Genomic DNA, 14,552 nt, shown 5'->3' with positions numbered 1-14,552 from the left:
AATAAAAACATGGCTGATGCTGACGAGTCTTATCTTTGCAGGAAATGTATCTGCAAAAATTTTGCCTTGGAAAGCTCAAATTCCAAGTGCATTAACTGAATTTAATCATGATCTTCAAGCCTTAGCTTCACTCACAGGAGAGCGCATTTTGATTTATGCGCATCCTACGCAGTCCATACAATTACCCACCATGCCAGCAGGCAAAAAAACGACGGGGAAATACTACAGTGCCTCGGTGGTGATTCCAGCCAATGTCCAGCAAGTCAGCCGTTTACTGCTCAACTACACCAATTATGCAGGCTTATTTCCAACACTTAAATCGGCCAAAGTGGTTGAGCAACAAGGCTCCATTAGCCAAGTTAAATACAATATTCATATTCCAACGCCTATTCCTGTGCTGAATTTCCGTGAAACAGTACTTATGCAGCATCAGGCCGATGCCAATAGCATTTCCACGCTGATTTTGGATGCACCCGTGCCATACGCGGCGGGTAAAATTGAATGGTTTGAACTCGCGCCGAATCAGACCTTAGTAACCCTCACGCAATGGGGAGACTTAAGCCAACCCAAAGGTTTTTTATTTAGTAAAATTTTGAATGCCATACCCGATGCAAAGCTTGGCATACCTGCGGGTACCAATGCATTTTTGCTCGAATCCTTACAAAAACGCTTTAAGACCAGCCAAGCACAGCCTTTAGGCACTGGTGTATTCCCCACCGTCGGCTTAGACCGAAATGAACAACTCAAAGTGGCACAGCTCAGCCAAAACTCACAAGAGCCTGTCAGTTTTGTGCTCACGGCCAAAAATGTGCCCTACCCACACGGCACAGAGAAATTACGTTTTAGTACCAGCTATCAGTACTATGCCCATAGCCCTGCCCAGCTTCAGCAATGGCTCACACCTAATAGCTATCAACAATTATTCCCCAATCAAATTAAGCAAGTCCGTGTCCGTAAACTAGATAATAAGCAAATGGATGCGAGCTATAAGATCTCGGTGGGCCTCGGTGTCATTAACATTCCTTTTGATTTTAAAATGCGCTTTAACTACGCCACAGATTGGCAAAATGAATTTTATGCCAATGGTGGCGATTTAAAATTTGTCCGCGGTGGCATGCAGTTGACGCCAATGAATCAAGGAACGTTATTAAGTGTGACCAGTGCAATGAAAATTGATCAGGATGCCCCATTTTTATTACGTGCCATGCGAAGCATGCCTTATTCCGATATGCTACCTGCTTTAGGGGGCAATACGGTTTTTGTGCTGAAAGTAAAACAAAAGGCTGGCGCTTAAATTTTGAATTTTATTTAGAGTTATTTTAAATAATTCAGACACAAAAAAACCGCAATAAATGCGGTTTTTTCAATTTAAATCAAGTTGGTGCGCCCAGAGAGATTCGAACTCCCGACCCCTTAGTTCGTAGCCAAGTGCTCTATCCAGCTGAGCTATGGGCGCGACGTCTTGATGTGGTGCATTATACGTGAAATTTCAGCTTTGTTAAGCCCTAATTTGTATTAACACGATCAACTGCCTAGTTATTAGGCATTAATAGCTTTATTCTATTAAAAACCAAGCAAATTTAAATGATTTTATACTTTGGGATTCACTGTGGTTTTAGCCCTAAAATTGGTTTTGAGTGTAGTAGCAATACTTAGTGTTTAAGCAGTTTTTGGTTTTGCTTCGTGACTAAGCACGATTCTAATCATAAAACCGCACACAATGCAGCGGTGGATTTAAAGTCTCAGCTTAAAACATACAGCAGGATTAAACGCCTATGCTCAATTCTCAAAGCTCTATATTCTTGGTGATTATGCTTGATGCTAAAATAGTAGTGAATCTGGCTTTTGAACTGACTTTTAGTTTACGCTCCTGCGACCAACATACAGACAAGAGTTTAGATGCATAAATAGCAGGCACAAAAAAACCGCAATAAATGCGGTTCATTGTTCAAGTTGGTGCGCCCAGAGAGATTCGAACTCCCGACCCCTTAGTTCGTAGCCAAGTGCTCTATCCAGCTGAGCTATGGGCGCTTCACTTGTATCGTCTTAAAAGACTGCGTTATGTACTTTACTTATTGGTGCGCCCAGAGAGATTCGAACTCCCGACCCCTTAGTTCGTAGCCAAGTGCTCTATCCAGCTGAGCTATGGGCGCGACATAAGTAAAGTTGGCGGTGAGAGAGGGATTCGAACCCTCGATACAGTTGCCCGTATGCATCCTTAGCAGGGATGTGGTTTCAGCCACTCACCCATCTCACCGTAACGTGGCGCCATAATACAAATTTAACCCCATACGTGCAAGCACTATCCCCCACTTTTTTTCATATTTTCGTTCAATTAAATATTTTTTATACAATTTTTCAAATTTAAGCCCAAAAATCACTTTAAAAATGCCACATTAAGCACATTAATTCAGCATTCGTTATAAAATGCCTGTCAAACACACAATATTGCAATCATTTACGTGCAGTCTGCTGTCGCATGACTTATGCTAAACCTATCTTCTGACATGAAGCCAAAGACATTATGAAAAATTGGGTCGATCCTGAAGCAAAAGCTGAAGCCGAACGTTACGAAAATCCGATTCCGAGCCGTACGCTCATTTTAGACATTATTGAACAGCGTGCGCCGTTGTCACATGCAGACTTGGTTGAGCATTTTGAAATTGCCGATCAAAAAAGTATTGATGCCCTGAGCCATCGCCTCATTGCAATGGTGCGTGATGGGCAATTAATGAAAGATGGATTTAAGTTTCAATTGGCCACTGAACAGCCGACTCATGATGCGACGGTTTATGTCAACTCAAAAGGTATGGGCAGTGCCAATATTAAAGGTGAAGACGACCTTTTATTGCCTGAGCGTGAATTACGTCAGGTCTTTAATGGTGACCGCGTTAAAGTACGTCAGACTTCAGTTGATCGCAAAGGTAAAGCATGGGGCTTTATTACTGAAGTTGTAGAGCGTCGCGTTAAACAAATTATTGGTAAAGTCTCAATCCACGATGGTGAATACTTTATTCAACCGTCTAATCCAAATGCGCATCAGCCGATTACCTTAGAAAAAGAACTGATTGAGCATGCCAAAGTAAAATTAGGCGATTCAGTCCGTGTTGAAATTGACGACTACCCAACCAAAGAAGAATTTGCGACGGGTCATATCATTCAGTCTATGGCCGATAAAGCCGATACCGAAATTATTATTCCACAAACTATTTTAGAATTTGGTTTACCTTACGAATTCCCAGAAGAAGTTGTAAAAGAAGCAGAAAGCTTTAAAGAACCATCTGCAAAAGACCGTGAAGGCCGTATTGACCTACGCGATTTACCATTCGTGACTATTGATGGTGAAGATGCACGTGACTTTGACGATGCCGTTTATGCCGAAAAACGTCCAGGTGGTGGCTACCGTGTAGTGGTTGCGATTGCCGATGTGAGCCATTATGTGCGTATTGGTAAGCCTTTGGATGACGAAGCACAAGCGCGTGGTACTTCTGTGTACTTCCCGCATTTTGTCTTGCCAATGCTTCCTGAAGCACTGTCCAATGGTTTGTGCTCACTGAATCCAAATGTCGACCGTTTGTGTATGGTGTGTGACCTGAACCTTTCACGTGCAGGCCGTGTGACCAGTTACGAGTTCTACCCTTCGGTGATGCACTCTAAAGCACGTTTAACCTACACCCAAGTGGCACAATATTTTGATGGCGATAGTCAGGCGGTGCCTGAAGATCGTAATGTGCGTAAATCGCTCAACACTTTATTCCAGCTTTATCATGTATTAAAAGATCTACGCGCGCAACGCCATGCAATGGAATTCGAAACTGTCGAAACCTACATGACCTTTGACGAGCTTGGCGGTATTAATGAAATTTTACCGCGTACACGTAATGATGCACATAAACTGATTGAAGAATGCATGTTATTGGCCAACGTAGCTGCGGCTGAATATGCATTAAAAAATGAAGTACCAATGCTTTACCGTGTACATGAGCCACCAGAGTTTTCACGCATTCAAAAAGTCAGTGATTTTGTGAAGTTATTGGGTCTTAAGTTCCCTGAGCAACCCACACAAGCTGACTATCAAGCAGTGATTGAAGCGACCAAAGACCGTATTGATGCACCAAGCATTCATGCCGTGTTATTACGTTCGATGATGCAAGCTTATTACGGCGCGAAAAATGCAGGTCATTATGGTCTAGCTTATGAGGCGTATACGCATTTCACTTCACCAATTCGTCGTTACCCTGACTTACTGTTGCACCGCGCAATTAAAGCCAGTCTCACACACAAAAAGTATCCACTTTCAGGTGCCTCATTGGATGATGCAGGTCAGCACTTCTCTGCTACTGAACGTCGTGCAGATGAAGCATCGCGCTCTGTAACAACATGGCTAAAATGTCATTATATGCAACAACATTTAGGCGCAGAGTTTGTCGGTACGATTTCTGCAGTGGCTGAATTTGGTTTATTCGTAACCCTCAAAGACCTTTATGTCGATGGTATGGTACACGTGAGCCAATTGGGTGATGACTTCTTTGTGTTTGATCAATCAAGTCAAAGCTTAGTAGGCCAAAACCGTGGCCAAAGCTTTAGTTTAGGCGATGAAGTTCGTATTAAAGTGGCTGGTGTTAATCTTGAAGAACGTAAAATCGACTTTGAACTGATTCAACAGCTGAGCCATGCTGGTCGCCCGATTCGCAGCAAAGCACCACGTGTGACTAAGCCTAAAGTGGTACGCGAAGCGAAAGAGGAAGTTTTTAGCGAACGTCCGAAGAACCACGAAGCGCCTGCGTTGAGTGAAGACGGAGAACGTCCCATTCGAAAGAAAAAGTCAAAATCAAAACCCAGCACCTACGGCAAAAAGCCTGCTAAAAAATCTGCAACAAAATCTGAAGCAAAGGCTAAAGATAAAGTAAAGAAAAAGACCAAATTAAAAAAGAAAAAGTCAAATGCGAAAGCAAAGACTGAGTAATTTTTACTTGGATTTAAAAGAGCGCTTCGGCGCTCTTTTTTATTGACTCTTTGGTCTACTAAGCTTGACTAATCTTTTGAAAACGCTATCTTTTAGCACTTTACTAGGGGGTAATATATGAAAAAAAATTTCAACTTCACTACTCATCGCCAGCATGCTTTTCAGTACAGGTTGTGCGACGATGTTTAATGGTTCAAGCCAAACCATTAATATTAGAAGTAATGACACAGATGCTAAGCTTTATGTCAATGAAGAGTATATGGGCAAAAACCAAGCTGTTTATACATTCAAGAAAAAAGAAAATTATGTCATCAAAGCAGAGAAGCAAGGCTGTAAAACAACAGCCATTACACCGCAAAAAAGTTTTGATCCAACGACACTTTTAGGTCTCTTAATTGACTGGGGAATTATCTCTATTCTCGTTGTAGATGGTGCAGCGACAGGTTCTTGGCAAAAATTTGCGCAAACCAGTTATGTCGTAGATCCTGATTGTCAGTAAAATATTTAATCCAAAGAGCGCTTCGGCGCTCTTTTTCTTTTAATATATTCATATAAAAAATAAGTTACTTAAAAATAATGAATCCACAGAAGATCTCGAAATATGATTATCACAATTATGTGTTGTTCGCATTTTTCTTACTGACCATCACAGCGCTCTTTGCCATTTTTAGTTTAGATTTCACCCCAAAGGATCACGTCAAAATATGTGCTTTCATTTTAGCCATATTCATTTATTTTGTGATTTTGCTCTACTTTTATGTGCTTCATCGACAAGGTGAATGGGTCATTCCACGTACATGGAAAAATGTACAGAACAGACCAAAATTCTATTTCTTACTGCTACTGCCTCTTTTTGCTGTTTTGATTTTTTATTTAAATTTTGTGTTTTATCCCCCTCTACTGCATACCGTACTGTTAGGTACACCGACTGTTGTGACCGTTGAAGCAAGTGCTGTCAAAGGACATGGTAAAAAAGGAAGTGTCTACCATTCCATCCAAACACCTTATGACTCTACTCGTATATTTCGAATCAGTGCAGATGAATATGAACACTACAAAAATCAAAATCTGTTCATGAAGGTATCTGTCATTCAGGGGCACTTTGGCACTTACATCCAAAAGATCGAATCCATCCAAATTGTCAAACCAACACAGAATAAATAGCCACAAAGCCTTGATTTATTTATTTCAAACCCCTACATCTACTTATAACATCAGAAATTACTACGGCATTTCACAATGACATTAGAAAAGGCAACTTTGCCTGTTCCACAATTCAATCAAATCACTTTAGATCAACTTAAAACACAAATTGAGCAAGCGATTCAATCAGGCCAAACCTTTTTAGATGAATTAACTGCAGTTCCAGACAGTATTCAGCAACAATTAGCTGTACTCGAACAGATCGATACCCTAGAAAATAATATGAGTGAAGCATGGGGCGTACTATCACACCTCAATGCAGTCATGAACAATGCAGAAACACGTGAAGTTTATCAGTCGCTATTGCCAGCACTCAGTGAATACTATACCGCTCTAGGCCAACATACCGTGTTGTATCAAACTTATCAGCACGTACGTGACGGTGCCTTGTTTGAAACACTCCCTGCCGCACAGCAAAGTGCGATCAAGTTATCTCTACGAGACTTTAAACTCTCAGGCGTGGCTTTAGAAGGTGATGCTAAAAAGCGCTATGCTGATATTTCTGCACGTTTATCACAATTATCATCAGACTTTTCCAATCATGTACTAGATGCAACCCAAGCTTTTGTACTTCCTTTAGAAGATGCACAGCTTAAAGGCTTACCAGACAGTAGCGTGGAATTGCTAAAACAATACGGTCAGCAGCGTGAATTGCAACAGCCTGCAGCAACTTTAGATATTCCCTCTTATTTGGCGATTATGACCTATGCTGAAGACCGTGGACTGCGTGAGCAAATTTATAAGGCTTACACCACCCGCGCTTCAGACCAAGCCAATGCATCTGAATTTGATAACACGCCAGTGATGGAAGAAATTCTAAGTTTACGTCAGGAAATGGCACAGCTCTTGGGTTTTAGCAATTATGCCGAACTCTCACTGGCCAGCAAAATGGCACCCAATGTAGAAACAGTACATCAATTTTTAGTTGACCTTGCAGAACATGCACGCCAGCCTGCACTCAAAGAAGTTGCAGAACTAAAAAGCATTGCCAGCGCAGATGGTATTCAAGACTTACAACCTTGGGATACAGGCTTCTACTTAGAAAAGCTCAAAATGCAACAGTTTAATCTGTCACAAGAAGCACTTAAACCCTACTTCCCTGCGCCTAAAATCTTGCAAGGCCTATTTAGCATTGTCAACCGCTTATACGGCGTACAGGTTGTCGAGCGCGAAGCACCTGTATGGCATCCAGATGCACGTTATTTTGAACTTGAAGATCAAGGCACTGTAATTGGTGGTTTTTACTTTGACCTTTATGCACGTACAGGCAAACGTGGTGGCGCATGGATGAGTGGTTTCCGTTCACGTATGCAAACCGAGCATGGCCTACAAAAGCCAATTTGCTATATGGTGTGTAACTTCACCCCACCTGTAGGTGATCAGCCTGCATTATTAACACATGATGAAGTGAACACCTTATTCCATGAATTTGGCCATGGTTTACATCACATGCTAACCGAGGTCGATAATATCTCTGTGGCTGGTACTCATGGTGTGGCATGGGATGCTGTTGAATTACCAAGTCAGTTTATGGAGTTTTGGACATGGGATACAGAAAGTCTAGACCTACTGAGTGAACATATCGAAACCAAGCAAGCCCTACCCGCTGATTTACTTCAAGCATTACTGAATGCACGGTTTTTCCAATCGGGTATGCAAACACTGCGTCAAATTGAATTTGCTCTATTTGATCTCAACATTCACAGCCGAACACCTGCACTCAATGCCACTCAAATTCAGGCAGAATTAGATCAAATTCGTCGCCAATTTGCTGTAGTGCCAACTGTTGCCTATAACCGTTTCCAACACGGCTTTAGCCACATTTTTGCAGGTGGTTATGCTGCAGGTTATTACTCATACAAATGGGCTGAAGTTTTAGCCAGTGACGCTTTTGATCGCTTCGAAAAAGAAGGCATTTTCAATACGCAAACAGGGCATGATTTCCGTAAAGCCATTTTAGCTGTCGGTGGAAAAGATGCTGCACTCGACGCTTTTGTCAATTTCCGTGGACGCGAGCCGAAAATAGATGCACTGCTTCGTCACCAAGGTTGGACGAACGCTTCATAAACTCTTAAACTAAGGACCTTAATTTTATAGTAGGTAAGTATGATGACCATTAAACGCCGATTTATTGCTGGCGCCAAATGTCCGAAGTGTCAAGCGATGGACCGTGTTGTCATGCTTAGCTCAAATGATGATGAATGGATTGAATGCATTGATTGCGGTTATACCGAAAACCGTCCGACGCATGTAGAAGAGCCTGAGACTCCGGCAGTGCCCGATGAAATTGGTGTCATTCAATTCAAACCTCGTCAGCCAAAATAACAATTTAGGTCTATGTATGGCAGAAGATCAAAGAAATAGCCCGAAACTTTTAATCGGGATTATTGGGGGACTCGGCGTACTGGTTGCGCTTTTTTTTGCTTATCAGTGGTTCACTTCTCCAGTAGAAGAGCTAGCGCCAGTTTATGATACGGTTGCGAGCGAAGCCTCAAATCAGCCAACAAGTGAGGCAAGCACTGAAGAAACCGCTGCTTCTGAAATCAACCTTCAAGAAGCAAGTGCAGTAGAAGCGAATCATGCAACTCAGTCAAAGCCGCTGGTCACTGACGATATTTTAACAGCGCCTATTCCTGAAAATGCTTCTTTAGCAAAAGAGGAACAGGCACGGCTTGCCGATTTGCAAGAACAACTCGCAGAGCAAGAAAAGACCCTAAAGGCACAGCATGCTGATGCTGATCAGCTGATTAAATTAAAAGAAGAGCAACTTAAGCTACTTGAGCAACAACTGGCACAAGAACACTAAGTCATTCAATACTTAGTTTTGCATCTAAATCAGGCTAGAATATCATCAGATTTTCTGGCCTATTATTTATGTCTTCACTCCCCTCATCCAATACCACCGTTAAAGCAATTGGCTTTTTAATGCTGTCCGCCTTTTTATTTTCAATTATGGGCGTCTGTATTCGTTTAGCCTCACAGAGTGTAGACAATGCCACGATTGTATTTTTTCGCAATGTAGTAGGCCTATTCATTTTCCTTCCCCTTATCCTCAAAAAAGGTACTGGCTTTTTTAAAACTCAAAAACTCTGGATGCACACTTGGCGCTCCATAGTCGGGCTGATCGCAATGTATGGTTTTTTCTATGCAATTGCCCATTTAAAACTATCCAATGCGATGGTGTTTACGTATTCATCCCCCATTTTTATTCCTTTAATTGCATGGTTATTTCTCAAAGAGCAAATCACTGCAAAAATGCTGATTGCGGCATTGGTCGGACTCATTGGGGTACTGTGCGTTGCAAAGCCAGATTCTGGCATGTTCAATCAATTGTCGCTCATTGGTTTAGGTGCAAGTTTTTTAGCAGCCATGGCCTTTGTGACCGTACGCGCCCTTACAGCAACTGAACCACCTGAACGCATCGTGTTTTATTTTTGCTTTTTTGGCACGCTCATTTCAGCCATTCCAATGTTTTGGTCATGGCGTCTATATACATTCACTGAATTAATGTACCTCATTTGTGCTGGGCTATTGGCCAATATCAGTCAACTCTTTATGTCGAATGCCTATAAACTCGCACCTGCTGGCGAAATTGGACCAGTCAATTATATTGCGATTATTTTTGCGGGTGCTTGGGGTTACTTCATGTGGCATGAGCTTCCAGATCTTTATAGTCTAATTGGATTTGCATTTATTTTTATGGCAATTGTCCTCTGTAATCCTTTATTCAAACGACCGCAGTGGTTGAAGGCACGTCGCTAAAATAAAAACGTTTAAATGTCTATCTCCCATAAAAAAATGCACCCGAAGGTGCATTTTTTTATGCTGTTACTTGTACCAGCCAAATAACTTCAATACATACGGCGCATAAGTCACAATCAGTAATGATGGGAACAACACCAAAATTGGTAAGATCCAACGTTCATAACGATAGTAGAAATTGGTGTACATCGCTTTTGCTTCGGCATCCGCTTCACGAACCTCATCATCACCAACGGACAATCGTGTCAGCAAATGATTCAGCGCAACAGGTGGTGAGACATAACCCAACTCGAATGCGACCAGTACAATCATCCAGAAATGAATTGGATGGATGCCATTTTCATACGCTACAGGTGCAACTGTAGCCGCAACCAAAATAACTGCACCAAATGGGTCTGTGGTCATACCAATAATTGCCAATAGCAATGCAATAAAGGCCAATGAAATATAGATATTGCCCAAATGTGTCGGTAATAGTTCTACAACTTCAGTACGTTCAATTAAGCCACCTACACTTGCAGAGAGTGCCATAAGGATAATCAGCGCACCAATATGACCAACTGTTTCTGATGATGCAAACCAAATCGAGCTACCAAAGCCACGACGCTGTCCATCATGCTCACGCATAAATGTTGAGCTTTGAGCATGCTGTTCTGCCAAATGTGCATGTTGATCGACAGGTGTTGGAGTAAAACGATCCGCAAACCAACGGTCAAACATAATGTAAGCAATTAAAATAATTGGTAACACTACAGGTGCAGTGAACTCATCCATCTTGGTGTCTAGACCATATTTGTAGAATGCAATCACAATCAATGTGATCACAATATATGGAATGACTGGAATAAATGCGCGAAGCATGCCTGGAATTGCAACTTTCGGTGAATTCACACGGAAACGTGTTTCCGCCAAGAACAAAGAAATGCCTAAGAAAATAAATGCAGTTAACCAGAATACATAAATACCATGATCAAATAGCTCATCTGAAGTAACATGACGACTGTCTAGCATTGAAATCAAGATAATTAATAAACATGGACGAATCACCACGCCGAGCGAGCCCGACATTGCAGACACGGCCAAAGCAAATTGACGACGTGAGCCAGAATTCCAAACTTCTTTATAAATAATGGCACCCGCAGCCACAACGAAGATACCAGATGCACCTGTATAAGCTGTTGGAATAGCAGCTGCAATCAAAATTAACCAAGTCAGTGTTTCAGGGGCCAAGTTCCATGGGCGTAAAATCCCCAAGAACAGATCCATCACCCGTGTTTGCGTGAGTAACATACCTGCCCAAATGAATAACGCTAGGTTTAAGAAAATACCTGAGAACTCAACCAACTGTCCCAAATAAATCCCTTGCCCCATTGGATAGTCCATGAAGAAAGTAAATGCTACGCCTGTAATAATGGCCATATAGGCATACAGTGGTACACTCAGTAATGCAAAACCAATATTCCCTGGGCCTTGTTCTTTTACCGCTGGGGTTTTAAAGAACTGGAAAATACTGATCAGCATAACTAAACCAAATAGCGCCAACCACAACCAATAGACAGCTAAGGTTTCAGTGGTCGATTTCACCCCTGAATTTAAAACCGAATTAAATTGGCTATATACAGAGAAAGTTAATAAACCATTACCTATCGCCATAAACAACGCGTATACACGGTAATCTAATTTGGTTGTTGGTGCACGTAGACCAATATGGTGGAATTTTATTGATGCAGTAATTGCAGAGACTAAAACCATCAACAATAAAATCAAGACACGGTTTTCAGAACCGAATTTGAAAATACCGAAGAATGTTGTTTCAACTGCACGATAAGTACGAATACTTGAATGATCATCCAAATATTTTTTAGCTTTGTCATAAAATTGGAATTTTTCTTCACACTGCTGCACACCCGCCATGATTGATGCACGTACATCAGACTCAGAGGCACTACCGAAGATATCTGCAAACTCATCATTTGCATTTTGCTTCATTTGGGTCTGCACCATTGCATCAACATTCGGATGACGATCACAATCAGGTGCAACAGGTTCAGCGCGTAAAAACGAGTACTGCATCCCAATCGCTTCATTGCCATACAGCTTTTCACCTGTACGCAATAATTGGCCATGAATCATTTCGCCCGTGCCAATGATTAAAGTCAACAGCAGTAAAAGCAGAACGATAAAGGTCGAGATCCAGTTGTTCCATATATAACTTAACAGTCCGAGTCCGGATCTGCTGTTTTGATCATTTTGCATGAATCTTCCTATTTTTATTTTGGGTGTGAGCGCTTTGCTTCACCCTTGTCCTTCTTTCCAAAAAATTCCTTTTTCGGTATTTCTGTTTGTTATTCCGATTTTCTTTCAATGTGCAACAATTAGGCAGATATTAAAATGACAATATGTATTTTCTTTTATGAAAAAAATGTCAACTCGATCACTTCTCTACTTATCATTTCTCTGCAATGAAATAACTCCCAATTACATAGATAACGGCCAGTACAATACCCCAAATCACCCCCAATAAATGGGCTTCGACCAATACAGGACTTCCTATAAGTTGAGCTGTCCCCATACTGCCAAAGGTATTTTCCCAAACCAATTTTGACAAAATTAATAACAGTACAAATGCAGCAAAGCGTCGCTCACGCTTATATAACAAGTGTACACAAGCAATAGATGCATAAGCCCCATGCAGCACCCCAGAAAGCCCCGCATAAGCTTCTATATCGGGTAGAAAAAAGTAAAAACTGAGACTAATTAAAGGCGGAAGTGCCAAGAGCAAGGCTACAAAGTGCCAGAGCGATGCGCGTGGAAATATAAATGGCAAACAGATAAATGCCAGCATATTCAAAAAATAATGCATCCATCCCACATGAACCCAATGAGCTGTCCATAAGCGCCAAAATTCGCTAAACAGCCCATCTTGCCAGTAGATGAATGCATCTTTATACACTTGCAAACAGGCAGAAAAAGACACAAATACTGCTAAAAAAACAATTTTTCGAATTAAAAATTGATCTTGCATGTACCTTACTCCGTTATGTTTGCACTAAGGTCTTACACTTAGCAATTCACTTCGGTTCTATTTCTGAGGCTCATATTTACTGTGACTTACCCTCTTCAAATAAATCATCTAAATCAGAAGAAGAGCCACTATCATCCCAGAAACGTTGCATGCCATCATCTGCTGTACGTGTACCTGTATGCTCAGTCCAATAGCGATCTGAAATACCTTTCACCATCAACTCAGCCATACTATCAATCAGTTTAAACTGTGGATTGACTGGTTTTTCATCTGAACGTGCCTGTGCAAAACTCTTCAAAGCATCACGAATTTTAGCATCGTCACCACTGGCTTGTGCTGCAACGGCATACATCGCATGCGGTAAGCGGACGCCTTTTTGCTCACCAATCGTCATTGATTGTTTTAAAGTTTGGTATGGATCTGGCTTATCATCGCCCGCCCCGGGTAATAAGGTCCAAATCACAGCACGCGTTGCATTAGGCGCACCCCAAAATTTTTCATTATTTAAGCAGGTCATCCCACGCTCAACCACGGCCGCAATATCTTTAGGTACATTCACTGCACCACCAGAGTTAATATCATTGGTCATGGCCTGTAAGCCACTTAACATGCCCAATAAATAAACAGTCTGCTCTATATCACTGTTCATTTTGGCACAGCCATCACCCAATGTTTTTTTGTATTTCTTTTCATAGCGTGATTGGAACAATTGATAGCCTGTATATTGACGCTGTGCCGCTAAACCCGCCCAACGTTTTTGCTCTATACGTGCATCCTGTGCTTCAGTCACTTGATTTGATTTAGATGCTCGAAGATAACGTAACTCTGCATCTAAAGCTTTTTGCTCTGCGCACATACCAGAAGCTGAGTACATAAGTACAGCCACACGTGTTGGATCTGCACCCATATCTTTAGTCGCCATAATCGCAGGCGTCAAAGAGTTGCCGGTGTTGCAGATCATTTCTGCATCATCCATGGCTAAAATTGGCGGTACGATATGATTTTCTGTAAAACCTAATGCCACATTGGCACCTGTCTTGATCACTTGTGAACAGCCAGATAATAAAAATGTAGTTGTTATTGCGACTGCCACACCTTGGCAAATGCGTTGGACGTTCGACATATTCCTGTCCTCTATAATTTTGTTTATGTCCATCTCGACAAACATATCAGAAGCGTTTTCTGTTTAAAAGAGTATTTACTCTAATTTGAGTCTACACTGTGCCATTATTTTAATGCGTTGCAATTGACTGGAATGAAGAGGATGCCAAATTTTAGGCAAAAAAAAGCAGCATTGCGACGGTTCAGCACATGCTACTTATTAAGGGTCTAGCGCCTAAACGCTAATCATGTTGTGCAATTCGTTCCTTCAGCACCGTTCCTAGCCGTCCTACTACAATTGCCATAACAATCGCAGCTGCCAGAAGCATCCAAGTTGGATAGTCCATAAGAGACTCCTCATTTCGCTGTTGGTAGAGTTAATGTACATGTATCAAAAAATAGACAGCACAATAATTGTCAGACAATTTATATTTTCTGCCAACTATTCAGCAGTCTGTCTGACAACATTGTGAGAGATGCATTATATTCAATTGA

At 41.5% G+C, this 14,552-nt stretch carries 11 protein-coding genes and 4 tRNA genes; 8 read left to right on the top strand and 7 right to left on the bottom strand.

Annotation, left to right across the window (positions count from 1 at the left end; all coding sequences use genetic code 11):
* Positions 1-16 precede the first annotated feature (16 nt).
* A complete protein-coding gene (locus C9E88_RS02495; protein WP_227865914.1) occupies positions 17-1,294 on the top strand; it encodes an SRPBCC family protein in 1,278 nt (425 codons plus the stop codon).
* An 85-nt stretch (positions 1,295-1,379) separates the two neighbouring features.
* Here C9E88_RS02495 and C9E88_RS02490 read toward each other — a convergent pair.
* The 4 genes from C9E88_RS02490 to C9E88_RS02475 all read right to left on the bottom strand — a co-directional run bounded on the left by C9E88_RS02490 (position 1,380) and on the right by C9E88_RS02475 (position 2,257).
* A tRNA-Arg gene (locus C9E88_RS02490) sits at positions 1,380-1,456 on the bottom strand.
* Between the two features lie 498 nt (positions 1,457-1,954).
* Positions 1,955-2,031 (bottom strand) — tRNA-Arg (locus C9E88_RS02485).
* Positions 2,032-2,076: 45 nt separating this feature from the next.
* Positions 2,077-2,153, bottom strand: a tRNA-Arg gene (locus tag C9E88_RS02480).
* Positions 2,154-2,167: 14 nt separating this feature from the next.
* Positions 2,168-2,257: transfer RNA gene (locus C9E88_RS02475), tRNA-Ser, on the bottom strand.
* A 264-nt stretch (positions 2,258-2,521) separates the two neighbouring features.
* On the opposite strand from C9E88_RS02475, the gene rnr reads away from it, so the two are divergent.
* The 7 genes from rnr to C9E88_RS02440 all read left to right on the top strand — a co-directional run bounded on the left by rnr (position 2,522) and on the right by C9E88_RS02440 (position 9,931).
* Positions 2,522-4,966: a ribonuclease R gene (rnr, locus tag C9E88_RS02470; RefSeq protein WP_194229668.1), complete on the top strand. Its 2,445-nt coding sequence runs from the start codon at positions 2,522-2,524 to the stop codon at positions 4,964-4,966.
* A gap of 154 nt (positions 4,967-5,120) precedes the next feature.
* Positions 5,121-5,465, top strand: a complete 345-nt coding sequence (locus C9E88_RS02465; RefSeq protein ID WP_106984060.1) for a hypothetical protein — start codon at positions 5,121-5,123, stop codon at positions 5,463-5,465.
* A 260-nt stretch (positions 5,466-5,725) separates the two neighbouring features.
* Entirely contained in the window at positions 5,726-6,130 is a 405-nt protein-coding gene (locus tag C9E88_RS02460) for a hypothetical protein (RefSeq protein WP_227865848.1), read from the top strand.
* Positions 6,131-6,205: 75 nt separating this feature from the next.
* Positions 6,206-8,236, top strand: a complete 2,031-nt coding sequence (locus C9E88_RS02455) for a M3 family metallopeptidase (protein ID WP_106984058.1) — start codon at positions 6,206-6,208, stop codon at positions 8,234-8,236.
* A 48-nt stretch (positions 8,237-8,284) separates the two neighbouring features.
* Positions 8,285-8,494 carry a YheV family putative zinc ribbon protein gene (locus C9E88_RS02450; RefSeq protein ID WP_171356348.1) on the top strand — a complete coding sequence of 70 codons (210 nt, stop codon included), beginning with the start codon at positions 8,285-8,287 and terminating at the stop codon, positions 8,492-8,494.
* Positions 8,495-8,510: 16 nt separating this feature from the next.
* A complete protein-coding gene (locus C9E88_RS02445; RefSeq protein WP_106984056.1) occupies positions 8,511-8,975 on the top strand; it encodes a hypothetical protein in 465 nt (154 codons plus the stop codon).
* A gap of 68 nt (positions 8,976-9,043) precedes the next feature.
* On the top strand, positions 9,044-9,931 hold the full coding sequence (locus tag C9E88_RS02440) for a DMT family transporter (protein ID WP_106984055.1): 888 nt from the start codon (positions 9,044-9,046) through the stop codon (positions 9,929-9,931).
* A 66-nt stretch (positions 9,932-9,997) separates the two neighbouring features.
* Here the strand turns inward: C9E88_RS02440 and C9E88_RS02435 are convergent, their stop codons facing one another.
* From C9E88_RS02435 to C9E88_RS02425, 3 genes are all read right to left on the bottom strand, one after another.
* Positions 9,998-12,187, bottom strand: coding sequence for a TRAP transporter large permease subunit (locus tag C9E88_RS02435; RefSeq protein WP_106984054.1), 2,190 nt, complete (start codon positions 12,185-12,187; stop codon positions 9,998-10,000).
* Positions 12,188-12,380: 193 nt separating this feature from the next.
* Positions 12,381-12,956, bottom strand: a complete 576-nt coding sequence (gene rrtA, locus C9E88_RS02430) for a rhombosortase (RefSeq protein WP_106984053.1) — start codon at positions 12,954-12,956, stop codon at positions 12,381-12,383.
* A 76-nt stretch (positions 12,957-13,032) separates the two neighbouring features.
* The gene (locus tag C9E88_RS02425; protein WP_106984052.1) at positions 13,033-14,079 is read right to left on the bottom strand and encodes a hypothetical protein; all 1,047 of its coding nucleotides are present in this window, start codon (positions 14,077-14,079) and stop codon (positions 13,033-13,035) included.
* Between the last annotated feature and the right edge of the window lie 473 nt (positions 14,080-14,552).

The sequence above is a fragment of the Acinetobacter cumulans genome (genome assembly GCF_003024525.3).
Lineage (GTDB): Bacteria > Pseudomonadota > Gammaproteobacteria > Pseudomonadales > Moraxellaceae > Acinetobacter > Acinetobacter cumulans.
Note: the sequence above shows the minus strand (reverse complement) of the source record. Positions and strands in the feature narration are given on the sequence as shown.

Bases quoted from the DNA above. Each gene is read 5' to 3' on its own strand.
- C9E88_RS02495 (WP_227865914.1), top strand. From the start codon at position 17: ATGCTGACGAGTCTTATCTTTGCAGGAAATGTATCTGCAAAAATTTTG.
- C9E88_RS02465 (WP_106984060.1), top strand. From the start codon at position 5,121: ATGCTTTTCAGTACAGGTTGTGCGACGATGTTTAATGGTTCAAGCCAA.
- C9E88_RS02455 (WP_106984058.1), top strand. From the start codon at position 6,206: ATGACATTAGAAAAGGCAACTTTGCCTGTTCCACAATTCAATCAAATC.
- C9E88_RS02445 (WP_106984056.1), top strand. From the start codon at position 8,511: ATGGCAGAAGATCAAAGAAATAGCCCGAAACTTTTAATCGGGATTATT.
- C9E88_RS02440 (WP_106984055.1), top strand. From the start codon at position 9,044: ATGTCTTCACTCCCCTCATCCAATACCACCGTTAAAGCAATTGGCTTT.
- C9E88_RS02435 (WP_106984054.1), bottom strand. From the start codon at position 12,187: ATGCAAAATGATCAAAACAGCAGATCCGGACTCGGACTGTTAAGTTAT.
- rrtA (WP_106984053.1), bottom strand. From the start codon at position 12,956: ATGCAAGATCAATTTTTAATTCGAAAAATTGTTTTTTTAGCAGTATTT.
- C9E88_RS02425 (WP_106984052.1), bottom strand. From the start codon at position 14,079: ATGTCGAACGTCCAACGCATTTGCCAAGGTGTGGCAGTCGCAATAACA.